This window comes from Salmonella sp. SAL04202 (assembly GCF_046550775.1).
GTDB lineage: Bacteria > Pseudomonadota > Gammaproteobacteria > Enterobacterales > Enterobacteriaceae > Salmonella > Salmonella enterica.
In genome coordinates, this window is sequence record NZ_JBGDXK010000011.1 from 13379 (window position 1) to 32382 (window position 19004).

19 protein-coding genes and 1 riboswitch are annotated in these 19004 nt (G+C 54.3%); of the genes, 9 read left to right on the forward strand and 10 right to left on the reverse strand.

Annotated features, from left to right (window positions below; all coding sequences use genetic code 11):
* Positions 1-323 precede the first annotated feature (323 nt).
* Positions 324-1352: a type III secretion system effector arginine glycosyltransferase SseK1 gene (locus tag ACLJQJ_RS22775; RefSeq protein WP_063809384.1), complete on the forward strand. Its 1029-nt coding sequence runs from the start codon at positions 324-326 to the stop codon at positions 1350-1352.
* 221 nt (positions 1353-1573) lie between these two features.
* On the opposite strand, the gene thiH is transcribed toward ACLJQJ_RS22775, so the two are convergent.
* The 7 genes from thiH to rsd all read right to left on the reverse strand — a co-directional run bounded on the left by thiH (position 1574) and on the right by rsd (position 7790).
* A complete protein-coding gene (gene thiH / locus ACLJQJ_RS22780; RefSeq protein WP_063809385.1) occupies positions 1574-2707 on the reverse strand; it encodes a 2-iminoacetate synthase ThiH in 1134 nt (377 codons plus the stop codon).
* Positions 2704-3474, reverse strand: coding sequence for a thiazole synthase (gene thiG / locus ACLJQJ_RS22785; RefSeq protein WP_063809386.1), 771 nt, complete (start codon positions 3472-3474; stop codon positions 2704-2706). Before thiG ends, thiH begins: the two co-directional genes overlap by 4 nt.
* A 1-nt stretch (position 3475) precedes the next feature.
* Positions 3476-3676, reverse strand: a complete 201-nt coding sequence (gene thiS / locus ACLJQJ_RS22790; protein WP_023194129.1) for a sulfur carrier protein ThiS — start codon at positions 3674-3676, stop codon at positions 3476-3478.
* Positions 3657-4415, reverse strand: coding sequence for a HesA/MoeB/ThiF family protein (locus tag ACLJQJ_RS22795; protein WP_063809387.1), 759 nt, complete (start codon positions 4413-4415; stop codon positions 3657-3659). The genes thiS and ACLJQJ_RS22795 overlap by 20 nt, the downstream gene beginning before the upstream one ends.
* The gene (gene thiE / locus ACLJQJ_RS22800; protein ID WP_063809388.1) at positions 4408-5043 is read right to left on the reverse strand and encodes a thiamine phosphate synthase; all 636 of its coding nucleotides are present in this window, start codon (positions 5041-5043) and stop codon (positions 4408-4410) included. Before thiE ends, ACLJQJ_RS22795 begins: the two co-directional genes overlap by 8 nt.
* Positions 5043-6938 (reverse strand): phosphomethylpyrimidine synthase ThiC, encoded by a 1896-nt coding sequence (gene thiC / locus ACLJQJ_RS22805; RefSeq protein ID WP_063809389.1) that lies wholly within the window; start codon positions 6936-6938, stop codon positions 5043-5045. Before thiC ends, thiE begins: the two co-directional genes overlap by 1 nt.
* Before the next feature lie 86 nt (positions 6939-7024).
* Positions 7025-7250: riboswitch (TPP riboswitch) on the reverse strand.
* Positions 7251-7301: 51 nt separating this feature from the next.
* Positions 7302-7790 (reverse strand): sigma D regulator, encoded by a 489-nt coding sequence (gene rsd / locus ACLJQJ_RS22810; RefSeq protein WP_000934315.1) that lies wholly within the window; start codon positions 7788-7790, stop codon positions 7302-7304.
* A gap of 92 nt (positions 7791-7882) precedes the next feature.
* On the opposite strand from rsd, the gene nudC reads away from it, so the two are divergent.
* The 6 genes from nudC (at position 7883) to ACLJQJ_RS22840 (ending at position 12237) form a co-directional block, all read left to right on the forward strand.
* Positions 7883-8656, forward strand: a complete 774-nt coding sequence (gene nudC / locus ACLJQJ_RS22815; protein ID WP_052940814.1) for an NAD(+) diphosphatase — start codon at positions 7883-7885, stop codon at positions 8654-8656.
* 40 nt (positions 8657-8696) lie between these two features.
* The gene (gene hemE, locus ACLJQJ_RS22820) at positions 8697-9761 is read left to right on the forward strand and encodes a uroporphyrinogen decarboxylase (protein ID WP_000137619.1); all 1065 of its coding nucleotides are present in this window, start codon (positions 8697-8699) and stop codon (positions 9759-9761) included.
* Between the two features lie 9 nt (positions 9762-9770).
* Positions 9771-10442 carry a deoxyribonuclease V gene (gene nfi / locus ACLJQJ_RS22825; protein WP_000362364.1) on the forward strand — a complete coding sequence of 224 codons (672 nt, stop codon included), beginning with the start codon at positions 9771-9773 and terminating at the stop codon, positions 10440-10442.
* 41 nt (positions 10443-10483) lie between these two features.
* Complete coding sequence (locus ACLJQJ_RS22830) at positions 10484-11074, forward strand: YjaG family protein (RefSeq protein ID WP_000940092.1); 591 nt, start codon at positions 10484-10486, stop codon at positions 11072-11074.
* Between the two features lie 186 nt (positions 11075-11260).
* Positions 11261-11533 carry a nucleoid-associated protein HU-alpha gene (gene hupA, locus ACLJQJ_RS22835; RefSeq protein ID WP_001044509.1) on the forward strand — a complete coding sequence of 91 codons (273 nt, stop codon included), beginning with the start codon at positions 11261-11263 and terminating at the stop codon, positions 11531-11533.
* An 11-nt stretch (positions 11534-11544) separates the two neighbouring features.
* Entirely contained in the window at positions 11545-12237 is a 693-nt protein-coding gene (locus tag ACLJQJ_RS22840) for a DUF1481 domain-containing protein (RefSeq protein ID WP_001083940.1), read from the forward strand.
* Positions 12238-12278: 41 nt separating this feature from the next.
* Here ACLJQJ_RS22840 and zraP read toward each other — a convergent pair whose 3' ends face one another.
* On the reverse strand, positions 12279-12734 hold the full coding sequence (zraP, locus tag ACLJQJ_RS22845) for a zinc resistance sensor/chaperone ZraP (RefSeq protein WP_000828129.1): 456 nt from the start codon (positions 12732-12734) through the stop codon (positions 12279-12281).
* Positions 12735-12987: 253 nt separating this feature from the next.
* Here zraP and zraS point away from each other — a divergent pair, with 253 nt between their 5' ends.
* A complete protein-coding gene (zraS, locus tag ACLJQJ_RS22850; RefSeq protein WP_063809392.1) occupies positions 12988-14385 on the forward strand; it encodes a two-component system sensor histidine kinase ZraS in 1398 nt (465 codons plus the stop codon).
* Positions 14386-14390: 5 nt separating this feature from the next.
* Positions 14391-15716: a sigma-54-dependent response regulator transcription factor ZraR gene (gene zraR, locus ACLJQJ_RS22855; protein ID WP_063809390.1), complete on the forward strand. Its 1326-nt coding sequence runs from the start codon at positions 14391-14393 to the stop codon at positions 15714-15716.
* Here the strand turns inward: zraR and purD are convergent.
* Both purD and purH read right to left on the reverse strand, forming a co-directional pair.
* A complete protein-coding gene (gene purD, locus ACLJQJ_RS22860; protein ID WP_052932737.1) occupies positions 15713-17002 on the reverse strand; it encodes a phosphoribosylamine--glycine ligase in 1290 nt (429 codons plus the stop codon). The two genes, zraR and purD, sit on opposite strands and share 4 nt — an antisense overlap.
* Positions 17003-17017: 15 nt before the next feature.
* Positions 17018-18607 (reverse strand): bifunctional phosphoribosylaminoimidazolecarboxamide formyltransferase/IMP cyclohydrolase, encoded by a 1590-nt coding sequence (purH, locus tag ACLJQJ_RS22865; RefSeq protein WP_063809391.1) that lies wholly within the window; start codon positions 18605-18607, stop codon positions 17018-17020.
* Positions 18608-19004 lie beyond the last annotated feature (397 nt).

Below are 19004 nucleotides of genomic sequence, written 5' to 3' on the forward strand. Positions count from 1 at the left end.
GCTCGCCATTATAAAATGCCTGCTGTTCATACATTAAATAATAAACCTGTTTTATTGGTTGTTTACGCGGGAAATTTCAAATTATTAAATGGAGTATTTAATTCCATTAAGGTCTTTGTTTGCTCTTATTACAGGAATTATAAATATGATGCCATTTCTGGAATAAAAATAAAGTTAATAAATTATTTATTTAATTGCTCACTAGTAAGATATTTATGTATCCATCGGTTAATGCTTAGTTTAACATCTTTTAGCTGACAGCGATTGCAACGCTAAAAAACATGTGCTAATAATCATCATGTAAAATATGTAATTAAGTAAGCATGGAGCATTTAATTGTTATGATTCCACCATTAAATAGATATGTTCCCGCGCTTTCAAAAAATGAATTGGTTAAAACTGTTACCAACAGGGACATTCATTTTACAAGTTTTAATGGAAAAGATTATCCCTTGTGCTTATTAGATGAGAAGACCCCTCTTCTTTTCCAGTGGTTTGAGCGGAATCCTGCTCGCTTTGGGAAAAATGATATACCTATAATTAACACAGAGAAAAACCCCTACCTTAACAATATCATTAAAGCAGCAACAATTGAAAAAGAACGTCTTATAGGTATTTTTGTAGATGGTGATTTTTTTCCGGGACAAAAGGATGCTTTTTCAAAACTTGAGTATGACTATGAAAACATAAAAGTCATATATAGAAATGATATTGACTTTAGCATGTACGATAAAAAATTATCAGAAATTTATATGGAAAATATTTCTAAGCAAGAATCCATGCCAGAAGAAAAAAGGGATTGTCATTTACTGCAGCTATTGAAAAAAGAATTGAGTGATATTCAAGAGGATAATGATTCATTAATTAAATCTTACTTACTGGATAAAGGCCATGTATGGTTTGATTTTTACAGGAATATGGCTATGTTAAAGGCTGGTCAGTTATTCCTGGAGGCGGATAAGGTTGGGTGTTATGATTTATCAACAAATAGTGGGTGTATATATCTCGATGCTGATATGATTATCACGGAAAAACTGGGGGGTATATATATTCCGGATGGAATCGCTGTTCATGTAGAAAGGATAGATGGCCGTGCTTCTATGGAGAACGGGATAATAGCTGTTGATCGCAATAACCACCCGGCTTTACTTGCTGGATTGGAAATAATGCATACTAAATTTGATGCTGATCCCTATTCTGATGGTGTATGTAATGGAATTAGAAAACATTTTAATTATTCTTTAAATGAAGATTATAATTGTTTTTGCGATTTTATTGAGTTTAAGCATGATAACATTATAATGAATACCAGTCAGTTTACGCAAAGTTCATGGGCGAGGCATGTGCAGTAGCGGAAATGACAATAATCATGCTATTGAATACATAAAATATTGGCATAAACTATCAAATTTCTGCGAAAAAATATTTGTTGCTCAGTTTTCTCTACTACAACGCCACTTTAAAATCGCAGTGCTGTTCAGAACGGACATAAAAAAACGGGAGGTCGATAACAATCTCCCGTTTTTCACATTACGTACTCGCTCGTGAAATACTAATGCGTTTACATACGGGTTCACCGCATTTGCGAAGCGCGCCCCAGCCAACTGTCCCAGTCTTTCCAGACGGGCTGCAATCCTTGCGCGCTTAACGCGCTTGCTACGGCTTCTGGCCGACGGTCATCGTGGGGAGAAAACTGCTCCAGTTCCGGATGATCGTCAGCGTAGCCGCCGGGCTGGGTTTTTGAGAAGGCGCTGACGTTGTTGATTGCCAGAGGAATCACATGGTCTCGGAACCAGGGCGATTCGCGGGTGGAAAGCGATAGCTCAATTTCTGGCGCCAGTAAACGAAACGCGCAAATGGTTTGTACCAACTGTCGCTCGTCCATGATCGATGCGGGTTCAACGCCTCCGGCGCAGGGCCGCAGGCGAGGAAACGAGATGGAGTAACGGCTCTGCCAGTACTGTTTTTGCATCCACAACAGATGCTCCGCCACCATATAGCAATCAACCCGCCAGCTGTCCGACAGACCAATTAGCGTGCCAAGACCGATTTTGTCGATACCTGCCCGGCCTAACCGATCCGGCGTTTCCAGCCGCCAGAAAAAGTCCTGTTTCTTTCCCTTCAGGTGATGCTGTGCATAGATTGCCTCATGGTAAGTTTCCTGATAAACCATCACGCCATCGATCCCCAGCGTTTTGAGCTCCGCATAGTTTTCTTGCGACAAGGGCTGGACTTCCATCTGTAATGATGAAAATTGACGGCGGATAGCCGGTAAATGACGGCGAAAATAGTCCATTCCTACTTTGGCCTGATGTTCGCCAGTCACCAGCAACAGATGCTCAAAGCCCAGTTTACGGATAGCATCGCACTCCCTTTGAATATCCACCTCATCCAGCGTCTTACGCTTGATGCGGTTGCTCATCGAGAAGCCGCAGTAGGTACAGTCGTTGGCACAGAGGTTTGAGAGATAAAGCGGCACATAGAAACTGACGGTGTTGCCAAAGCGCTGGCGGGTCAGCCTTTGTGCCCGCTGCGCCAGCGGCTCAAGATAATCGGCGGCAGCGGGGGAAAGTAACGCCATCATATCCTCGCGGTTGAGGCGTGAAGCATTCAGCGCCCGCTCCACATCGGCGGCGGTTTTACCGTTGATGCGCAGGCGAATATCGTCCCACTCCAGTTGCCGCCAACGGTCGGTGAAGGTTTTCATGCTAACGCCTCCAGAAATCCGGTGAGCGGGCTGGTGGCGCTGGCGTAGGTGCTACGATTACCCGGCACCGCCTGACGCGCCAGTAATCCGGCTTCCACCGCCAGACGGAAAGCGGTTGCCATCATCACCGGATCGTCCGCCACGGCAATCGCGGTGTTGACCAGCACCGCATCAGCGCCCATTTCCAGCGCCTGCGCCGCATGGCTGGGCACGCCAATGCCCGCATCAACCACCACCGGTACGGTGGACTGCTGGATAATAATCTCCAGCATCGCTTTGGTTTCCAGCCCTTGATTCGAACCGATAGGCGCGCCAAGCGGCATCACCGCCGCGCAGCCGACCTCTTCCAGCCGCTTGCACAACACCGGATCCGCGCCGCAGTAGGGCAGCACTACAAAACCCTGCTTCACCAGCGCCTCGGCGGCTTTTAGCGTTTCGATCGGGTCCGGCAATAGCCAGCGGGCATCCGGGTGGATTTCTAATTTCAACCAGTTTGTGCCCAGCGCTTCACGCGCCAGCTGGGCGGCGAAGATCGCCTCTTCGGCAGTTTTCGCCCCGGAGGTATTGGGCAGCAGCGTGACGCCCGCTTCAATCAGCGGCGCCAGGATAGCGTCGTTGTGCTGGCGCAGGTCCACGCGCTTCATCGCCAGCGTCACCAACTGGCTGCCGGAAGCGCGAATTGCCTTGACCATCAGTTGCGATGAGGCAAACTTCCCGGTACCGGTGAACAGATGTGAATCAAACGTTTTGTCGGCAATACGTAACATCTCAACCCCCTGCAATAACCTGAAAAAGCAGGATCTGGTCGCCTTCCTGCACGATTTGCTGTTCCCACTGCTCGCGCGGCAGGATCTGCTGATTGAGCGCCAACGCTGCGCCCGGTTTGAGCTGGTTGAGCTGGATAAGCAGCCCGCTGACGGTTTGCCCTTCGGCGCACTGCATCGGCTCATCATTGAATTGAATTTGCATGCTGCCCTCCGCATACCGGACAGCCGCTGGCGCGACGCAGCGCGAGGCTGCGCCACTGGCTGGTTTTGCCGTCAAACAGGCGTAGCTCTCCGCTGGGCGTCTCAATACCGCTGAGTAATTTAATCGCCTCCAGCGCCTGCAAAGTGCCCATCACGCCCACCACCGGACCGAGCACCCCAGCGGTGCGGCAGTTGCGTTCCGGCTCCACATCATCTGGCCACAGGCAGCGGTAACAGCCTTGTTCCCACGGCGGCGTGAGTACCATCAACTGACCGCCAAAGCCGACGGCGCTGGCGGTGATGAGTGGGATATTGAGCGCTACGCAGGCGGCGTTGATTTCCTGGCGCGTGGCCATGTTATCGGTACAGTCGAGCACCACGTCGGCTCGCGAGACCGCATGCCGGAGCGCATCGCCTTTTAGTCGCTGCTGGAGCGAGACCAGTTCGATATCCGGGTTGAGCCGTGTCAGGCGCTGCTGGGCAACCTGAGATTTTGAACGCGCGATATCATCGGTGGTAAATAGAATCTGGCGCTGCAAATTGCTCAGATGAATGTCGTCATCGTCTACCAGCGTCAGTTTGCCGATGCCTGCTCCCGCCAGATACAGCGCGGCAGGTGAACCTAACCCACCTAAACCCACGATCAGCACATGACTCGCGAGCAGCTGTTGCTGGCCTTCAATGGCGATATCGCCGAGCAGGATTTGCCGGCTGTAGCGCATAAAGTCACGGTCATTCATCGCCGACTCCCACGATTGCCAGCAGTTGCGCGGTGGCTTCACGCCAGTCTGCCGCCTGGGTAATGGCGCTAACCACAGCCACGCTGCCGACGCCGGTCGCCAGTACCGCCGGAGCGCGTTCAAGGCTGATGCCGCCGATCGCGACGGTCGGGTAATCCGCCAGTCGTTCAATATGACTGGCCAACTGCGCCAGTCCCTGCGGGGCGGAAGGCATTTGCTTGGTTTGCGTCGGGAAGACGTGGCCGAGTGCGATATAAGAAGGCTTAGCGGCCAGCGCCACGTCTATCTCCATATCATCGTGGGTCGATACGCCCAGGTGTAAGCCCGCCGCCTGAATCGCTTTCAGGTCGGTGGTTTCAAGGTCTTCCTGGCCCAGATGCACGCCGTAAGCGCGGTGCTTAATTGCCAGACGCCAGTAATCGTTGATAAACAGGCGGGCGTCATAACGACGCCCCAGTGCGATGGCGGCGATAACGTCGGCTTCCACCTCTTCATCGCGCTTATCTTTGATACGCAGCTGGATCGTGCGTACGCCCGCCTCCAGCAGGCGCTCAATCCATGCAACGCTATCCACCACCGGGTAAAGTCCGAGGCGGAACGGTACGGTTGGGAAATCAGGCTGATACATCAGGCTTCCTCCCGCTTGAGATAAATTTCGCCGCCTTTGGCGCGGAAATTTTCCGACATATCCGCCATGCCGACTTCGATGGTTTGCGCGGCGGCGTAATCACGCACTTCCTGGCTGATTTTCATCGAGCAGAATTTCGGCCCGCACATGGAACAGAAGTGGGCGACCTTACCGGACTCCTGCGGCAGGGTTTCATCGTGATAAGCGCGGGCGGTGAACGGGTCGAGCGCGAGGTTAAACTGATCTTCCCAGCGGAATTCGAAGCGCGCTTTCGACATGGCGTTATCGCGGATCTGCGCGCCCGGATGGCCTTTGGCTAAATCCGCTGCGTGGGCGGCGATTTTGTAGGTGATCAGCCCCTGTTTCACATCTTCTTTGTTCGGCAGGCCGAGATGTTCTTTCGGCGTCACGTAACACAGCATCGCGCAGCCAAACCAGCCGATCATCGCGGCGCCAATGCCGGAGGTGAAGTGGTCATAGCCCGGCGCGATATCGGTGGTCAACGGCCCTAAGGTGTAGAACGGCGCTTCGTGGCAGCTCTCCAGCTCTTCGGTCATGTTGCGCTGAATCATCTGCATCGGTACATGACCCGGGCCTTCAATCATCACCTGCACGTCGTATTCCCAGGCGATTTTGGTCAATTCGCCCAGCGTATGCAGCTCGGAGAACTGCGCTTCGTCGTTGGCGTCCTGAATGGAGCCGGGACGCAGGCCGTCGCCCAGCGACAGGGAAACGTCGTAGGCGGCGCAGATTTCACAAATCTCGCGGAAATGTTCGAACAGGAAGTTCTCTTTGTGATGCGAGAGGCACCACTTCGCCATGATTGAACCGCCGCGTGAGACAATCCCGGTCAGGCGCTTGGCGGTCATCGGCACGTAGCGCAGCAGCACGCCCGCGTGGATGGTGAAGTAGTCGACGCCCTGTTCGGCCTGCTCCAGCAGCGTGTCGCGGAACGCTTCCCAGGTAAGATCTTCGGCGATCCCGTTGACCTTTTCCAGCGCCTGGTAGATCGGGACGGTGCCGATCGGTACCGGGCTGTTACGCAGGATCCACTCACGGGTTTCGTGAATATAGCGGCCGGTGGAAAGGTCCATTACCGTGTCCGCGCCCCAGCGGGTCGACCACACCAGTTTTTCCACCTCTTCTTCGATGGAGGAGGTGACCGCCGAGTTACCGATGTTGGCATTCACTTTGACCAGGAAGTTGCGGCCGATAATCATCGGCTCGGATTCCGGGTGGTTGATGTTGGCGGGAATAATCGCGCGGCCCGCGGCGACTTCATCACGCACGAATTCCGGGGTAATGTTTTCCGGCAGGCGCGCGCCAAAGCTCATCCCCGGATGCTGGTGGCGCAGCACTTCACTGCGAATGCGCTCGCGGCCCATATTTTCACGGATGGCGATGAACTCCATTTCGGGAGTGACGATCCCCTGGCGGGCATAATGAAGTTGCGTCACGCGGTGTCCGGCTTTGGCGCGTTTTGGCGTCAGCAGACCGGTAAAGCGTAATGCGTCAAGTCCTTCATCTGTCAGGCGTTCGCGGGTATAGGCAGAACTGCGGTCAGAAAGCGTTTCTACATCAGCCCGCGCTTCAATCCATGGCTGGCGCAGTTTCGCCAGACCCTGCTGGACGTTAATCGCCACCTCAGGATCGCCATAGGGGCCGGAGGTGTCGTATACCGGTACGGCTTCGTTCTCTTCAAACTGCGGGTTTTCTTTACTGCCGCCGATGAGCGTAGGGCTCAGTTGAATTTCGCGCATCGGTACGCGAATATCATGCTGCGAACCGGTCACGTAGATGCGTTTCGAGTTGGGAAACGCGGTGCCTTCCAGCGTATCGATAAAATGCTGGGCTTTAGCGCGCTGCTCGCGGCGGGTTAACGTTGTTGTAGACATAGCTCATTCCAAAAAATTAAGGACGTGGCTTGTCAGACGACGGATGGAGTAATGGATGTGCGCCGCCCGTAAAGGCAGCAGCATAAAGCAGAATTACTCTTGTTCCCTTCGCAGGTATTAACCTGATCAGGTTCCGCGGATCCCGAATTAACGGTCTCAGCCTTTTCCACTTCATCCTTCGCGCTGCCTCTTCGTTGGCTTCGTCCGCTCACTCCAGTCACTTACTTATGTAAGCTCCTGGAGATTCACCGACTTGCCGCCTTGACGCATCACGAACGCTTTTGTGGAAAATTAGCACTCCGACAAGATAACCGCCCCTCCGAAGAGGGGACTGAAGTAAACTACCCGTTACTCGCGCAGAACTCAAGCGGGACGTTTGACTCTGGCGCCGTCGTGCATCGCGTCAAATACCAGCATAATCAGCTTGTCTTCCAGCACAAAGCGGGCTTCCAGCGCTTCGCCGATATCTGACAGAGCTTGTTGAAATTCGAGACAATTATCGTGATCGATGGCAGTTTCCAGACTGGTGTCGTAATAATCCATAATGCGCTGCGTATTATCTTCCAGCAGCGGCCAGATTTTTGCCGCATGTAAAAGCTGACCGTTTCCTTCCAATTTATGGAGAATACGTTCATAAATACTGAAGTGCCCGGCGGAAAGGTAATCGACCAGGCTCTGACAAAAATCATCCAGCGCTTTTTCATTCAGCCGCATGTACGATTCTTTGCCAGGCTTAATGCCAACCAGATTGTAGTAAGCCACGAGCAGGTGCTTACGTACATCCAGCCAGCGATCGACCAGTTTGTTGCTTCCGCCAACGCGCTCCGTCAGGTTTTCCAGCTGGTTTAGCATGATTGTCTCCGCAAGTTAGATAAAGGCTGCTCGCCATGAATGTAAAAATAATGTTAACAACATGCCAGTGAAGCAAAGGTAGTGCAAGAGCTATGGATCGTATAATTGAAAAATTAGAGAGTGGCTGGTGGATCGTCAGCCATGAACAAAAATTATGGTTGCCGTATGGGGAATTACCACACGGGCTGGCGGCAAATTTCGATCTTGTGGGGCAGCGCGCACTCCGGATAGGTGAATGGCAAGGCGAGCCCGTCTGGCTGGTGTTACAGCATCGACGCCATGATATGGGATCGGTTCGCCAGATTATCGATCAGGATGCCGGGTTGTTCCAACTGGCGGGACGTGGCGTACAGTTGGCGGAGTTTTATCGGTCGCATAAATTTTGCGGCTATTGCGGGCACCCTATGCACCCGAGTAAAACCGAATGGGCGATGCTGTGCAGCCATTGCCGCGAGCGTTACTACCCGCAAATCGCCCCTTGCATTATCGTCGCGATCCGCCGTGAGGATTCCATCCTGCTGGCCCAGCACGTTCGCCACCGCAACGGCGTGCATACCGTGCTAGCCGGGTTTGTTGAAGTCGGCGAAACCTTAGAACAGGCGGTCGCGCGTGAAGTGATGGAGGAGAGCGGCATTAAGGTGAAAAATCTGCGCTATGTGACTTCCCAGCCGTGGCCGTTCCCGCAGTCGCTGATGACCGCTTTCATGGCGGAGTACGACAGCGGCGATATCGTCATCGACCCGAAAGAGCTGTTGGAAGCAAATTGGTACCGTTATGACGATCTGCCGCTACTACCGCCACCGGGCACCGTCGCGCGCCGTTTGATCGAAGATACGGTGGCAATGTGTCGGGCTGAATATGATTGACATGTTACACTGGGCGCATCAACGCTAAAGGAATGTAAAAATGACCGAACTCAAAAACGATCGTTATCTACGTGCGCTGCTGCGCCAGCCCGTTGATGTTACGCCAGTGTGGATGATGCGCCAGGCGGGCCGTTATCTACCGGAGTACAAAGCCACTCGCGCTCAGGCGGGCGATTTTATGTCGCTGTGCAAAAATGCCGAACTGGCCTGCGAGGTCACTTTACAGCCGCTGCGCCGTTATCCGCTTGATGCGGCGATCCTTTTCTCGGATATCCTGACGATTCCGGACGCGATGGGCCTGGGGCTCTATTTTGAAGCCGGGGAAGGCCCGCGCTTTACGGCCCCTGTCACCTGCAAAGCCGATGTCGATAAGCTGCCCATTCCCGATCCGGAAGATGAACTGGGCTATGTGATGAATGCAGTGCGTACGATTCGCCGCGAACTAAAAGGCGAGGTTCCGCTGATCGGCTTCTCCGGCAGCCCGTGGACGCTGGCGACTTACATGGTGGAAGGCGGCAGTAGCAAAGCCTTCACGGTGATTAAAAAGATGATGTACGCTGACCCGCAGGCGTTGCATCTGCTGCTGGATAAGTTGGCGAAAAGCGTCACGCTGTACCTCAACGCGCAAATCAAAGCGGGCGCGCAGTCGGTGATGATTTTCGACACCTGGGGCGGCGTGCTGACTGGCCGCGATTACCAGCAGTTCTCCCTCTACTACATGCATAAAATCGTCGATGGCCTGCTGCGTGAAAACGACGGTCGCCGCGTGCCGGTAACGCTGTTCACTAAAGGTGGCGGTCAGTGGCTGGAGGCGATGGCGGAAACCGGCTGCGACGCGCTGGGTCTCGACTGGACGACAGATATCGCCGATGCGCGCCGTCGCGTTGGCCATAAAGTGGCGCTGCAGGGCAATATGGACCCCTCGATGCTGTATGCGCCGCCGGCACGGATCGAAGACGAGGTAGCGACTATACTTGCTGGTTTCGGTCAGGGAGAAGGGCACGTCTTTAATCTTGGACATGGCATCCATCAGGATGTGCCGCCAGAACATGCTGGCGCATTTGTGGAGGCAGTGCACCGACTTTCTGCGCAGTATCACAACTAAGGAGTTAGTATGGATCTCGCGTCGCTACGCGCTCAACAGATAGAACTTGCTTCATCGGTTTGCCGCGAAGATCGGTTGGACAAAGATCCGCCAGCGTTTATCGGCGGGGCGGACGTCGGTTTTGAGCAGGGGGGCGAGGTGACGCGGGCGGCGATGGTGTTGCTGAAATATCCGTCGCTTGAACTGGTCGAGTACAAGGTGGCGCGTATTGCCACCACCATGCCGTATATCCCCGGCTTTCTCTCTTTTCGTGAATATCCTGCTCTGCTGGCGGCGTGGGAACAGCTCTCGCAAAAGCCCGATTTGCTGTTTGTGGACGGTCACGGTATTTCGCATCCGCGTCGGCTTGGCGTCGCCAGTCATTTTGGACTGTTGGTGGACGTGCCGACCATCGGCGTAGCGAAAAAACGGCTATGCGGTAAATTTGAGCCACTTTCCACCGAACCTGGCACACTTAGCCCCTTAATGGATAAAGGCGAGCAACTGGCGTGGGTATGGCGCAGCAAGGCGCGCTGTAATCCGCTGTTTATCGCGACGGGGCACCGGGTCAGTACTGACAGCGCGCTGGCGTGGGTACAGCGCTGTATGAAAGGGTATCGCCTGCCGGAGCCGACGCGCTGGGCGGATGCCGTCGCTTCCGGACGTCCGGCGTTTGTTCGTTGGCAAGAAATTCAGCGCTGATTCAGGTAAACTGCCGCTAATTTCCGATTCGAGATTCCATCATGTTACAAAACCCGATTCATTTGCGTCTGGAGCGGCTGGAAAGCTGGCAGCACGTTACCTTTATGGCCTGCTTGTGCGAGCGCATGTACCCGAACTACGCCATGTTTTGCAAGCAGACGGAATTCGGCGACGGACAGATCTACCGTCGCATTCTGGATCTGATCTGGGAAACCCTGACGGTGAAAGATGCAAAGGTCAATTTCGATAGCCAACTGGAGAAGTTTGAAGAGGCAATTCCGGCAGCTGACGACTATGATCTGTACGGCGTTTACCCGGCGATTGATGCCTGCGTCGCATTAAGCGAATTAATGCATTCTCGTCTTAGCGGCGAAACGCTGGAACACGCTATTGAGGTTAGTAAGACTTCCATTACTACGGTGGCGATGTTGGAAATGACTCAGGCTGGTCGGGAAATGACCGATGAGGAGCTCAAAACGAACCCTGCCGTTGAACAGGAATGGGATATTCAGTGGGAAATATTCCGACTTTTAGCCGACTGCGAAGAACGCGATATTGAACTGATAAAAGGGCTCAGGGCAGACCTGCGCGAGGCTGGTGAGAGCAATATCGGTATAAATTTTCAGCAATGACACCAGAAAACGTGATTTAACGTCTGATTTGTCGTGCCATAAGGCTTCCCTTATGCCCCCCGTCTGGTCTACATTTGGGAGGCGAAAAAAAGTGGCTATCGGTGCGTGTATGCAGGAGAGTGCTTTTCTGGCATTTCCGTCGCACTCGATGCTTAGCAAGCGATAAACACATTGTAAGGATAACTTATGAACAAGACTCAACTGATTGATGTAATTGCAGACAAAGCAGAACTGTCCAAAACCCAGGCTAAAGCTGCTCTGGAATCCACTCTGGCTGCTATTACTGAGTCTCTGAAAGAAGGCGATGCTGTACAACTGGTTGGTTTCGGTACCTTCAAAGTGAACCACCGTGCTGAGCGCACTGGCCGTAACCCACAGACCGGTAAAGAAATCAAAATCGCCGCCGCTAACGTACCGGCGTTTGTTTCTGGTAAAGCTCTGAAAGACGCAGTTAAGTAAGACGCGTAACTGTGAACAGTTTTATCGAAGGGGCTTATCAGCCCCTTTTGTCCGTCTGGCGTCGCGCGTTTCTGTTTTCTGGCGCGCTGTTGCTGACTGCCTGCAGTCATAACGCTTCACCGCCTCCGTTTACTGCCAGCGGCTTTGCCGGCGATCACGGCGCGGTGCGTATCTGGCGTAAAGATACGAACGATGAAGTCCATCTGCTTTCTGTTTTTAGCCCGTGGCATAGCGGCAGCACGACGACCAGCGAATATCGTTGGCAGGGTGATACGCTTTCGCTTATTGAACTCAATATTTACAGCAAACCGCCAGAACATATTCGCGCGCGTTTCGACGCTCATGGCGAACTCAGTTTTATGCAGCGTGAAGTCGGGGGGCAGAAGCAGCAGCTTTCCAACGATCAGATTGCCTTGTATCGCTATCGCGCCGAACAAATCCGTCAGACCAGTGACGCCTTGCGCCTGGGGCGGGTCATACTACGCCAGGGACGCTGGCACGCCGACCATACGGTAACCACCTGTGAAGGTGAAACGCTGAAACCGGATCTGGATTCCTGGGCAATAAGCCACATTGAGCGCCGCCAGAACCACTCATCGGTAGAGGTGAGCGTAGCATGGCTGGAGGCGCCGGAAGGATCGCAACTTTTGCTGGTGGCGAATTCAGATTTCTGTCACTGGCAGCCGCAAGCGAAAACCTTTTGATGGAATACCGAATGGCGAAGCCGCCATTCGGCAAACATGCTTTACCAGTTTCCCATACCCATATGACCGCCGCCGCGATGATAACCGCCGCCATAGCCGCCGCAACCGCCATAGCCCATTCCTGCGCCGCGTGGTATGCCAGCCTGCGCCATCGCGACATCCCGTTTCACGCGTTGCTCATCTAACTTCTGGCCTAATGACTCCATCTCTTTGGCAACCGCGTTAATTTTCGCAGTATCCGGCGAACTGGCGGTCAGTAGCGCGTTGTATTCATAACGTTTGGATATCAGTTGCTGGCGCAGCGCGCTGGTCTGCGTATAGTAATCATCATAAATCTTCTGCGCCGTCGCCTGCTGTTCCGTGGTTAACGGGCTACCTCCCTGTTGCCACATACCGTCATTGTTGCCCCAGTGATGCCCGGCGAAGGCGGCGCCGGAGCTCAGGGCCAAAAGAGAGAGGGCGATTAGCGCGATAGCTGATTTATTGTTCCGTTTCATTTTGCGTTCTCCTGTTGCTCATCTTATCCTCTCTCTTGCATCTTCCGTGCCAGGTAACTATTCCTTGTCGGGCAGCGAGTTAACCCGCTTCAGGCGGCAAAAAGCGAGTAAAAATGACTCGCATGACCCGCCTGGCGAGTCATTTTTACCCATCCGTATCCGAAAGGGTGTGCGGCAACGCGCGGTTATGCGGAGCGAAGAATGGCATGATCTCTGCTTAAGTAAGGAAAATAAAAACGAGCCGGGGAAGCCTGTGAGTTTTATACGATTACATAAAGATGCCGCTGCAACGTGGTTGAGTCGGCTGTTACCTGCGGCGATCTTCATTCTGGTGGGGCTATTTTCCATTATGGTCATTCGCGACTATGGCCGTGAGAGCGCTGCCGCCAGGCAGACGCTGCTGGAAAAGGGAAATGTACTCATTCGCGCTCTGGAGTCCGGCACGCGAGTAGGTATGGGAATGCGGATGCATCACGCGCAGCAGCAGACATTGCTGGAAGAGATGGCGGGTCAGCCAGGCGTGTTGTGGTTCGCTGTAACGGATGCGCAGGGGGTAATCATCACTCATAGCAACCCTGGCATGGTGGGCAAATCGCTCTATTCCGCATCTGAAATGCATCAACTAAACCCCGGGCCGCAGGAGCGTTGGCGGCGTGTCGACGTTGCTGCTAACGGCGAGACGGTGCCTGCGCTGGAAATTTACCGTCAGTTCCAGCCGCTTTTCGGTATGAGAGGTCACGGTATGAGGGGGCACGGCATGGCGCGTAGCGCCAATGACGACGAACCAGCGAAACAAACTATTTTTATTGCCTTTGACGCCAGCGAGCTGGCCGCGACACAGGCAAGGGAGTGGCGTAATACGCTGATTGTTTTGTCTGCGTTAGCGGCGGTGCTGTTGGCAACGTTACTGGCGTTTTTTTGGCATCAGCGTTATCAGCGCTCGCACAGAGAACTGCTTGATGCAATGAAGCGTAAAGAAAAGCTGGTGGCGATGGGGCATCTGGCGGCGGGCGTCGCGCACGAAATTCGTAACCCGCTCTCGTCCATCAAAGGGCTGGCGAAATACTTTGCCGAGCGCACGCCAGCCGGCGGCGAGTCGCATGAACTGGCGCAGGTGATGGCCAAAGAGGCCGACCGTTTGAACCGGGTGGTAAGCGAATTGCTTGAACTGGTAAAGCCCGCGCATCTGACGCTCCAGACGGTTAACCTCAATGATATTATTACTCACTCCCTGAATCTGGTCAGTCAGGATGCCCAAAGCAGAGAGATTCAGATGAGATTCACGGCGAATGAGACGCTTAAGCGTATTCAGGCTGACCCGGACAGGCTGACTCAGGTGCTGTTGAATCTGTACCTGAACGCTATACATGCGATTGGCCGCCAGGGAACGATTACCGTAGAGGCAAAAGAAAGTGGGACTGACCGCGTTATCATCACTGTTACCGATAGCGGGAAAGGGATCGCCCCGGATCAGCTGGAGGCGATTTTTACACCTTATTTTACGACCAAAGCTGACGGGACAGGCCTGGGGCTGGCGGTGGTGCAAAATATCATCGAACAGCATGGCGGCGCGATTAAGGTGAAAAGTATTGAGGGTAAAGGCGCGGTCTTTACTATCTGGTTGCCAGTGATAGCGAGACAACAGGATTAACAAGGGTGATACGCGGAAAAATCGATATTCTGGTTGTGGATGATGATGTAAGCCACTGCACGATTTTACAGGCGCTGCTTCGGGGCTGGGGCTATAACGTCGCTCTGGCCTACAGTGGGCATGATGCGTTGGCTCAGGTGCGTGAGAAAGTCTTTGATCTGGTACTGTGCGATGTGCGTATGGCGGAGATGGACGGTATCGCCACGCTGAAAGAGATTAAAGCGCTCAATCCCGCCATTCCGATTTTGATTATGACGGCATTCTCCAGCGTGGAAACGGCGGTAGAGGCGTTGAAAGCCGGCGCGCTCGACTATTTAATTAAACCGCTGGATTTTGACCGTCTGCAGGAGACGCTGGAAAAGGCGTTGGCGCATACGCGGGAAACGGGCGCTGAATTGCCATCGGCGTCGGCTGCGCAGTTTGGCATGATTGGCAGCAGTCCGGCGATGCAACATTTACTGAATGAAATCGCGATGGTCGCACCATCAGACGCCACGGTATTGATTCACGGAGACTCCGGCACGGGTAAAGAGCTGGTGGCGCGGGCGCTACACGCCTGTAGCGCCAGGAGCGACAAACCGCTGGTCACGCTCAACTGCGCGGCGCTTAATGAATCGCTGCTGGAGTCTGAGCTGTTCGGCCACGAAAAAGGCGCGTTTACCGGGGCGGATAAACGTCGGGAAGGGCGTTTTGTCGAAGCGGACGGCGGCACCTTATTCCTCGATGAAATTGGCGATATCTCACCACTGATGCAGGTGCGCCTGCTGCGGGCTATCCAGGAGCGAGAGGTGCAACGCGTTGGCGGTAATCAGACGCTGACGGTTGATGTACGGCTGATCGCCGCCACGCATCGTAATCTGGCCGAGGAGGTCAGTGCCGGGCGTTTTCGCCAGGATCTCTACTACCGTCTGAACGTGGTCACTATAGAAATGCCCGCATTATGTCAACGTCGGGAAGATATTCCGCTACTGGCAGACCATTTTCTGCGGCGTTTTGCCGAACGTAACCGCAAAGTGGTGAAGGGGTTTACGCCGCAGGCGATGGATCTGCTGATCCACTACGACTGGCCGGGCAATATCCGTGAGCTGGAAAACGCTATCGAGCGGGCGGTGGTGTTGCTGACGGGAGAATACATTTCTGAACGCGAGCTGCCAATGGCCATTGCCGCGACGCCGATAAAAACGGAATACAGTGGTGAGATCCAACCGCTGGTGGACGTCGAAAAAGAGGTGATTCTGGCGGCGCTGGAAAAAACGGGCGGCAACAAAACCGAAGCCGCCCGTCAATTGGGCATTACGCGCAAAACGCTGCTGGCTAAACTCAGCCGTTAGTTCTGTTCACGCTCGATGGCGCGCCAGCCGATGTCGTTACGGCTGAAGCTGCCGTCCCAGCGGATGTCGGTCATCAGGGCGTAAGCGCGTTTCTGCGCTTCGGCCACGGTGTGGCCCAGCGCGGTGGCGCACAGGACGCGTCCGCCGCTGGTCAACACGCGGTCGTCATCGGCGAGTTTGGTGCCCGCGTGGAAAACCTTACCGTCAGCCACTTCTTCCAGCGGCAGACCGTGGATCTCGTCGCCGGTGCTGTAGCTGCCCGGATAACCGCCCGCGGCGATCACCACGCCTAATGAAGCGCGTTCGTCCCACTCGGAGGTTTTCTCATCCAGCTTGCCGTCGCAGGCGGCCAGGCAAAGATCCACCAGATCCGATTTCATGCGCAGCATGATCGGCTGGGTTTCCGGATCGCCGAAGCGGCAGTTGAACTCGATAACTTTCGGGTTGCCCTGCTTGTCGATCATCAGACCCGCATACAGGAAGCCGGTGTACGTGTTACCTTCTGCTGCCATGCCTTTCACGGTTGGCCAGATGATGCGTTCCATGGTGCGCTGGTGCACTTCATCAGTCACCACCGGCGCCGGTGAGTAGGCCCCCATACCGCCGGTATTCGGGCCGGTATCGCCATTGCCCACGCGTTTGTGGTCCTGGCTGGTAGCCATCGGCAGAACGTGCTCGCCGTCGACCATCACGATAAAACTCGCTTCTTCGCCGTCGAGGAACTCTTCAATCACGATGCGGTGGCCCGCATCGCCAAAGGCGTTGCCTGCCAGCATGTCATGAACGGCGGCTTCGGCTTCTTCCAGCGTCATCGCCACGATGACGCCTTTGCCCGCAGCCAGACCATCGGCCTTGATGACGATCGGCGCGCCTTTCTCACGCAGATAAGCCAGGGCTGGCTCAATCTCGGTGAAATTCTGGTATTCCGCCGTCGGAATCTGGTGACGAGCGAGGAAATCTTTGGTGAACGCTTTGGAGCCTTCCAGTTGTGCGGCCCCTTCGGTTGGGCCAAAGATCTTCAGACCAGCGGCGCGGAATGCATCGACCACGCCAATCACCAGCGGCGCTTCCGGGCCGACGATGGTCAGATCGATCTTCTCGTTCTGGGCAAAGTTCAGCAGTGCCGGAATATCGGTGACGCCGATAGCCACGTTCTGCAACGCTGGCTCCAGCGCGGTACCGGCGTTACCCGGTGCGACAAAAACGGTATCAACCAGCGGCGACTGTGCGGCTTTCCAGGCCAGCGCGTGTTCGCGCCCGCCGTTACCAATGACTAAAACTTTCATCGTCTGCTCCCTGAATTAATGGCGGAAGTGGCGCATGTCGGTGAAGATCATCGCAATGCCGTGTTCATCGGCAGCGGCAATGACTTCATCATCACGGATAGAACCGCCAGGCTGGATAACGCAGCTCACGCCGACAACGGCAGCGGCATCAATACCGTCACGGAACGGGAAGAAGGCGTCAGAGGCCATCGCGGAGCCTTTCACTTCCAGACCTTCGTCAGCCGCTTTAATCCCGGCGATTTTGGCGGAGTACACGCGGCTCATCTGGCCTGCGCCTATGCCGATGGTCATGTTCTCTTTGGCATACACAATGGCGTTGGATTTCACGAACTTTGCCACTTTCCAGCAGAACAGCGCATCGCGCAGTTCCTGCTCAGTCGGCTGGCGTTTAGAGACCACGCGCAGTTCAGCTTCGCTCACCATACCCAGATCCCTGTCCTGAACCAGCAGGCCGCCGTTAACACGCTTGAAGTCCAGACCCGGCACACGCTGTGCCCACTGACCGCAGGTCAGAACGCGCACGTTCTGCTTGGCGGCGGTGATTTTCAGCGCTTCTTCGCTGGCGGATGGGGCGATGATCACTTCTACGAACTGGCGGGAGATGATGGCCTGCGCGGTTTCGGCATCCAGCTCGCGGTTGAAGGCGATGATGCCGCCAAACGCGGAGGTCGGGTCGGTTTTATAGGCGCGATCGTAAGCGTCGAGAATAGAGGTACTTACCGCCACGCCGCACGGGTTAGCGTGCTTGACGATTACGCAGGCTGGTTCGCTGAACGCTTTCACGCACTCCAGCGCTGCGTCGGTATCAGCGATGTTGTTGTAGGAAAGCGCTTTGCCCTGCACCTGTTGTGCAGTGGCAACGGATGCTTCTTTCACATTCTCTTCTATATAGAAGGCAGCCTGCTGGTGGCTGTTCTCGCCGTAGCGCATATCCTGCTTCTTAATGAAGTTCAGGTTCAGCGTACGCGGGAAGCGACCGGCGGCTTCTTTGCTTTCACCGTGGTAGGCCGGAACCATGCTGCCGAAGTAGTTAGCGATCATGCTGTCGTAGGCGGCGGTGTGTTCGAAGGCTTTAATCGCGAGATCGAAACGGGTGTCGAGGGTCAGAGAACCTTCGTTAGCATCCATCTCTTTAATAATGGCGTCGTAGTCGCTGCTCTTCACCACGATAGCGACGTCTCTATGGTTCTTCGCGGCGGAGCGCACCATGGTCGGGCCGCCGATATCGATGTTCTCTACCGCATCTTCCAGCGAGCAACCTTCGCGTGCTACGGTTTCGGCGAACGGATACAGGTTAACGACAACCATATCGATAGGGGCGATGTGGTGCTGTTCCATAATGGCATCGTCCTGGCCGCGGCGACCGAGGATGCCGCCGTGGACTTTTGGATGCAGGGTCTTTACGCGTCCATCCATCATTTCCGGGAAACCGGTGTAATCGGAAACTTCGGTCACCGGCAGGCCTTTTTCTGCTAACAGGCGGGCGGTGCCCCCCGTAGACAGCAGCTCCACACCGCGTGCGGAAAGTGCCTGGGCGAATTCGATGATACCGGCCTTGTCAGAAACACTGAGCAGAGCGCGGCGGACTGGACGACGTTGTTGCATGGTAAATCCCCTGGATTTGACGATTACAGAGAGCGTTAGCTGAATTTTTCGTGAAAAACTCAGCTAACGCCCCTTATGGGGCATTCTCATTTTGCGGCGACATTGTAACGAAAACGTTTGCGCAACGCTCGCGAATTTTTCTTTTTAAATTCTGGCCCCGCTTTTATCCCTGAAAGATCGTTTGCAGAGTGAGAAGATCCAAGAGATGAACGCGCATTTTGTGGATAAGTCTGTGCGTAAATGGGTATAACCAGGGGTTTTGCTGGGGAATGCAGCAAACAGTCATTTTTCTGCAATTTTTCTATTGCGGTCAGCAGAGAACTCCCTATAATGCGCCTCCATCGACACGGCGGATGTGAATCACTTCACACAAACAGCCGGTCGGTTGAAGAGAAAA